Source organism: Burkholderia sp. HMSC10F09 (genome assembly GCF_001806955.1).
Classification (GTDB): domain Bacteria; phylum Pseudomonadota; class Gammaproteobacteria; order Burkholderiales; family Burkholderiaceae; genus Burkholderia; species Burkholderia multivorans.
Map to the genome: position 1 here is coordinate 22,340 of NZ_KV786933.1, position 6,086 is coordinate 28,425.

General features: G+C 69.4%; 2 protein-coding genes. One reads left to right on the forward strand and one right to left on the reverse strand.

Annotated elements, in window-relative coordinates:
* Window positions 1–68 precede the first annotated feature (68 nt).
* Window positions 69–2,252, forward strand: a complete 2,184-nt coding sequence (gene metG / locus HMPREF3115_RS27645; protein ID WP_070556958.1) for a methionine--tRNA ligase — start codon at window positions 69–71, stop codon at window positions 2,250–2,252.
* Window positions 2,253–2,341: 89 nt separating this feature from the next.
* Here metG and HMPREF3115_RS27650 read toward each other — a convergent pair whose 3' ends face one another.
* Complete coding sequence (locus HMPREF3115_RS27650; protein WP_371089519.1) at window positions 2,342–4,993, reverse strand: translocation/assembly module TamB domain-containing protein; 2,652 nt, start codon at window positions 4,991–4,993, stop codon at window positions 2,342–2,344.
* Window positions 4,994–6,086: the final 1,093 nt, after the last annotated feature.

Here is a 6,086-nt window from a genome sequence, read left to right on the forward strand (position 1 = left end):
CCTGCCCGGTCCGCGCCCCTGCTAGAATCGCAGTTTCCGTCGTTTTCCGCTGTTCCTCTACAGACCCTATGTCCGCATCCGACCTCACTTCCGTGCAGGCCACGGCGCCGCAAGGCCGCCGCCAGATCCTCGTTACGTCCGCCCTGCCCTATGCCAACGGCCAGATCCATATCGGCCACCTGGTCGAGTACATCCAGACCGACATCTGGGTGCGGACGCTGCGAATGCACGGGCACGAGGTCTACTACATCGGCGCCGACGACACGCACGGCACGCCGGTCATGCTGCGCGCCGAGAAGGAAGGCCTGACCCCGAAGCAGCTGATCGAGCGCGTGTGGGCCGAGCACAAGCGCGACTTCGACAGCTTCGGCGTGTCGTTCGACAACTTCTACTCGACCGATTCCGAAGAAAACCGCCAGCTGAGTGAGAAGATCTACCTCGCGCTGAAGGACAACGGGCTGATCGCCGAGCGCGAGATCGAGCAGGCGTACGACCCGGTCAAGGAAATGTTCCTGCCGGACCGCTTCATCAAGGGCGAGTGCCCGAAGTGCCACGCGAAGGACCAGTACGGCGACAGCTGCGAAGTGTGCGGCTCGACCTACCTGCCGACCGAGCTGCTGAACCCGTATTCGGTCGTGTCGGGCGCGACGCCCGTGCGCAAGACGTCGAAGCACTACTTCTTCCGCCTGTCCGACCCGCGCTGCGAGGCGTTCCTGCGCGAATGGGTAAGCGGCCTCGCGCAGCCGGAAGCGACCAACAAGATGCGCGAATGGCTCGGCGACGCCGGCGAAGCCAAGCTCGCCGACTGGGACATCTCGCGCGACGCGCCGTATTTCGGCTTCGAGATCCCCGGCGCGCCGGGCAAGTACTTCTACGTGTGGCTCGATGCGCCGGTCGGCTACTACGCGAGCTTCAAGAATCTGTGCGATCGCAACGGCATCGACTTCGATGCGTGGATCCGCGCCGGTTCGAGCGCCGAGCAGTACCACTTCATCGGCAAGGACATCCTGTATTTCCACACGCTGTTCTGGCCGGCGATGCTGCAGTTCTCGGGCCACCGCACGCCGACCAACGTGTTCGCGCACGGCTTCCTGACCGTCGACGGCGCGAAGATGTCGAAGTCGCGCGGCACGTTCATCACCGCGCAGAGCTATATCGACACCGGCCTGAACCCCGAATGGCTGCGCTACTACTTCGCCGCGAAGCTGAACGCGACGATGGAAGACATCGACCTGAACCTCGACGATTTCCAGGCGCGCGTGAACAGCGATCTCGTCGGCAAGTACGTGAACATCGCGAGCCGCGCGGCGGGCTTCCTGATCAAGCGCTTCGACGGCCGCGTGCAGGACAGCGCAATGAACCATCCGCTCGTCGCGAAGCTGCGCGAAGCGATTCCGCAGATCGCCGCGCACTACGAGGCGCGCGAGTACGGCCGCGCGCTGCGCCACACGATGGAACTCGCCGACGAAGTGAACGCCTACGTCGACGGCGCCAAGCCGTGGGAGCTCGCGAAGGATCCGGCCAACGCGGTCGCGCTGCACGAAACCTGCAGCGTGAGCCTCGAGGCGTTCCGCCTGCTGTCGCTCGCGCTCAAGCCCGTGCTGCCGCGCGTGGCGGAAGCGGTCGAGGCGTTCTTCGGCATCGCGCCGCTCGCGTGGGCCGATGCCGCGAAGCCGCTGTCGTCCGCACAGCCGATCAAGGCCTACCAGCACCTGATGACGCGCGTCGACGCGAAGCAGATCGAAGCGCTGCTCGCCGCCAACCGCGATTCGCTGCAGGCCGACGCAACGGCCGCCGGCGGTGCGGGCGCCGCGGCCGCGAAAGGTGCGAAAGCCGCGAAGGCCCATGCGAAACCGGTCGCCGGGAATCCGGTCGCCGGGAAACCGGCCGCCGCGAACGGCGCCGACGACGCAACGATCTCGATCGACGATTTCGCGAAGATCGATCTGCGCATCGCGAAGATCGTCGCGTGCCAGGCCGTCGAAGGATCGGACAAGCTGCTGCAGCTGACGCTCGACGTCGGCGAGGAGAAGACGCGCAACGTGTTCTCCGGGATCAAGTCCGCGTATCAGCCCGAGCAGCTCGTCGGCAAGCTGACGGTCATGGTCGCGAACCTCGCGCCGCGCAAGATGAAGTTCGGGCTGTCCGAAGGGATGGTGCTCGCGGCCTCGGCGGCCGACGAGAAGGCCGAACCGGGGCTCTATATCCTCGAGCCGCACAGCGGCGCGAAGCCCGGCATGCGCGTGAAGTAAGCAGCGCGCCTCGCCCGCCCGAACCGCCCCGCACCGCCCGTGCGGGGCTTTTTTTCGTCGGTCAGCAGCGCGGGCCGGCGAGCGTGTTCTCAGCGCCGCCCGAACCAGCGGTCGAAGCGCCGCGTGTAGTTGAGATCGACGCCCTGGAACGTGCCGCCGTACGCGGACACCGACCAGAAACGCGTCAGGTTGATCGTCGCCTTGAACGCGTTGCTCGCCGACTGCAGCCCCTGCTCGTAGCCGAGCACGAAGCGTTCGTTGATCGCCTTCGAGATCTGCACGACCTGCGGGTCGGTCAAGCCGACGTCGCTGCGGCCGATCGAGAATTCGTCGAGCCCGAAGGTCTGCGCGACGCGCTTGCCGGTCGCGCTGCCGAGCAGCGCGAGCGCGGCCGTCATCGTGTTCTGCTGGCCGATGTTGTTGCCCTGGTCGGTGCCGTGGCCGAACAGCAGCCACGACAGCTTTTCGTTGTCGGTCACGTTCGGCTCCGACACGAGCTTGACCGTCGGCGACTGGATCGTGCCCGTCACCTGCACGCCCGCTTCGACTTCCTGATTGCGCCGCATCGCGAGAATGTTGACGCCCGGATTCGATACCGGGCCGTTGAACGTGAAGAAGCCGTTCTCGATCGCGAGCTTGCGGCCGAACGACGTGTAGGTCGACCCTTCCGTCACGCGCACGTTGCCGATCGCGCGCAGCGGCACGCCCGGCGCGCTCATCACGGTGATCGTGCCGCGCAGGCCGAGATCGGCGCCGTGCCCTTTGAAGCGGAAGTTGTCGCCGAGGCCGATGTCGATGTTCGCGCGCGGCGCGAGCGACGGCGCGGGCTTGTCCGCGGCCTTTTGCGGCTTCGCGGCCGCCGTGCCGGTCTGCGTTTCGCCGCGCACCGTGCCGTCCGGCCGCACGATCACGACGTCGTCCGACAGATGCGGTGCCGATTCTTCCGGCAGATCGAACAACGCGCGATCGACGACGAACTTGCCGTCGATCGACAGCGCGCCGCGCGGCCCGTCGTTGGCGACCGTCGCCTTGCCGGACAGCGACAGCTTGCGGTCCGGCGCCGCGAACAGTTCGAGCTTGTCCGCGACGATGCTCGCGGTCAGGTCCGGCGCTTCGCCGTCCAGACGCACGCGACCGAGCGCGCGCAGCGTGCCGTCGCCGCCGTGGAACTCGACCTGCTGGAATTCGACAAGGTTTTCCGCGAGCCGCACGCGCACGACGCCGTCCTTCAGCTGCACGCCCTGATCGACGAGCGTCGCCGAGAGATCGTCGCCGGTCAGCATCCCGGACACGTTCGGCTTCGCCGGCGTGCCGGCGACCGTCAGCTTCAGCGCGGCGCGCCCGCCGAGCAGGTAGCTCGGGCCGAACAGGTTGCCGGTCGCCTTCAGCGACGGAATGTCGGCGTCGATGCGGCCCGACAGCGGCCCGTCGTCGGCGACCGCGAGCACGCCGTCGCGCGGCGCGAGCGGCACCGCGACGTTCGCATCGAGCGTGCCGATCCGGTTCGCCTTCGCGGCCGCGGTCACGTTCACGCGGTTGCCGGGGCCGAACGCGGCGCGCGCCGACAGATCGGTCAGCCCGAGCGATGCGATCCCGCGGCCGGTCTCGATCGTCACGTCGCCGCCGCGACGCTTCATCTGCAGATAGCCGGTCGCGGTCGCGCCGAGCGAAAAGTCCCAGTCGGCATCGAGTACGACGTCGGTCCGCACCGGCGGACGCTCGCCCGTCAGTTCCTGGCGCACTTCGAGGAAACGCGCGACCGATGCGCCGCTCACCGCACCGGCCGAACGAATCTGGCCGTGGTCGAACACGAACGACTTCAGGTCGATCGCCGCACCTTCGAGCGTGAGGCGCGCCGCACCGAGCGTCACGCGGCCCGTGCCGGCCGACACGGTCAGCGGCGTCTGCAGCGCGACGGCCGGCGTGCCGCGGTTCGCGAGACGCGTGACCGTGCCGTCCCAGCGCATGCCGTCGCGGCCCTCGGTCACGCCGCCGTTCGCCGCGAGCGTCATGTCGATCACGCGGCCGCCGGCGGCGCCGAGCGCCGATGCGTCGAACGTATGCTTCGCGCGCGTGCCCTCGAGGTTCGCGCGCAGCGACTTCAGCTGCAGCGAGCCGAGTGCGATGTCGCTCGCGTCCGCGGTGAACACGAGCGCGCCGTGCGCGCCGTCGCGGATGTCCGCGCGGCCCTGCGCGGCGCCGATCCGGTTCGACCCGACGACCACGTGCTCGGCCTTGTACGTGGCCGTCACGTTCGGGTGCGCGAAGCTGCCCGTCAGATCGCCCTGCGCCTGCACGAGCCCCTGCACGCCGAAGCCGAGCCGGTCGAGCTGCGGCGCATCGACGACGAAATTGAGCCGGTCGCCCGGCGCGCCGAAGCTGCCGTGCAAATCGACGCGGTTGCCGGCGATCGACAGATTCGCATTGCTCGGCAGGATGCGCGCGCCCGCGAGCTGCACGACGCCCGCGCCGGTCAGCGGCACGCCGTCGTAGACGCTGTCGCCGAGCTTGAACGTCGCCTTCGTCGACAGTTGCGGCGCAAACGCGCCCGATGCGGTCAGCGTGCCGTTCACGCGCGTCTCGCCGCGGCCGACCGGCGCCTTGCCCTTCGCGGGCGCCGTGCCGGCACCCGCCTTCGGCGCGCTCGCCGCCGCGAGCAGCAGCGGATCGAACGCGGTCAGCGTGGCCTTCGCGTCGTAGCTCGAATGCGCGTCGTGGCGGAACGCGCCGGTCAGGTCCATGCGTCCCTTGCCGGCCGTCACGCGCGCCTCGCTGATCACCGTCTGCTGCGCGGTCAGCGCGACCTTCGCGCGCGCGCCGAGCGCGAGCTTCGGATCGGTCAGGTCGAAATCGACGGTCGTCGCGTCGCCGGCAAGCGTCACGCCGAGCGGGCCGCCAAGCCGCATCGGCCGCAGCGCGGCGACGAACGCGTTCAGATCGAGGTTCGCGACCTTCAGATCGAACCGGCCCTTGCCGCCGCTCAGCGTGCCGCCGCCCGTCACGCTCCCGTCGCGGATCAGCTTCAGCGCGAGTCCGTCGATGCGCTGCGCGTGCGCATCGAGATGCACGGTCGCGTGTGCGTCGACGATCGGCAGCAGATGATCGCCGAGCGTGCCGGGCTTCGCGTTCACGATCGACACCGGCCCCGTGACGGCGAAGCCGTGCGGCTGTGCGGCACCGGCCGGCGCCGTCACCGGCTCGAGTGCGGCGCGCACCGCGAGATCGGCGGCTGGCGCGCTCGGCGAAATCGCCTTCGGGTTCACGTGATCGAACGCGAGCGACGCGCGCGTGAGCGGCACCGTGCCGAACGGCGCGGCCTCGACGTGCGCGCGTCCGTTGAGCTTCATCCCGCTCGCGTCGACGTCGGCGACCAGCGCCTCGAGCGAGCCCGACACGCGCGCGCGCGCATCGACCGGCTCGTCGGCGAACTTGCCCGCATAGGTCGCGTCGCCCGTCAGCGCGAACGGCTTCATGCCGTCGAGCTTCGCACGCGCGGTCAGCGAGCCGTACGGCGTATCGATGCTGTCGAGCGCCAGTTCGTGATGGCGGCCGTCGCTGCGGCCGTTCAGCGCGATGCGATCGAGCTGCGTCGTCGAGGCGCCTTCGTGGATCGCCAGATGATCGATCCGCAGATCGCCGACGCGCAGCTGCAGCGGCAGCCGCAGGTCCTGCGGCGCCGCGCTCGGCGTCGACGGGCCCGGCGCGATCCGCACGTCGATCGTCCCCGCGCGCAGGTAGGCGATCGACAGCCGCAGCGGCGCGCGTGTCAGTGCCCAGCGGCCGTCGAGGCGGTCGACGCGCACTTCGGTGCCCGCGCCGCCGGGGCTCGTCCAC

Bases quoted from the DNA above. Each gene is read 5' to 3' on its own strand.
- metG (WP_070556958.1), top strand. From the start codon at position 69: ATGTCCGCATCCGACCTCACTTCCGTGCAGGCCACGGCGCCGCAAGGC.
- HMPREF3115_RS27650 (WP_371089519.1), bottom strand. From the start codon at position 4,993: ATGGACCTGACCGGCGCGTTCCGCCACGACGCGCATTCGAGCTACGAC.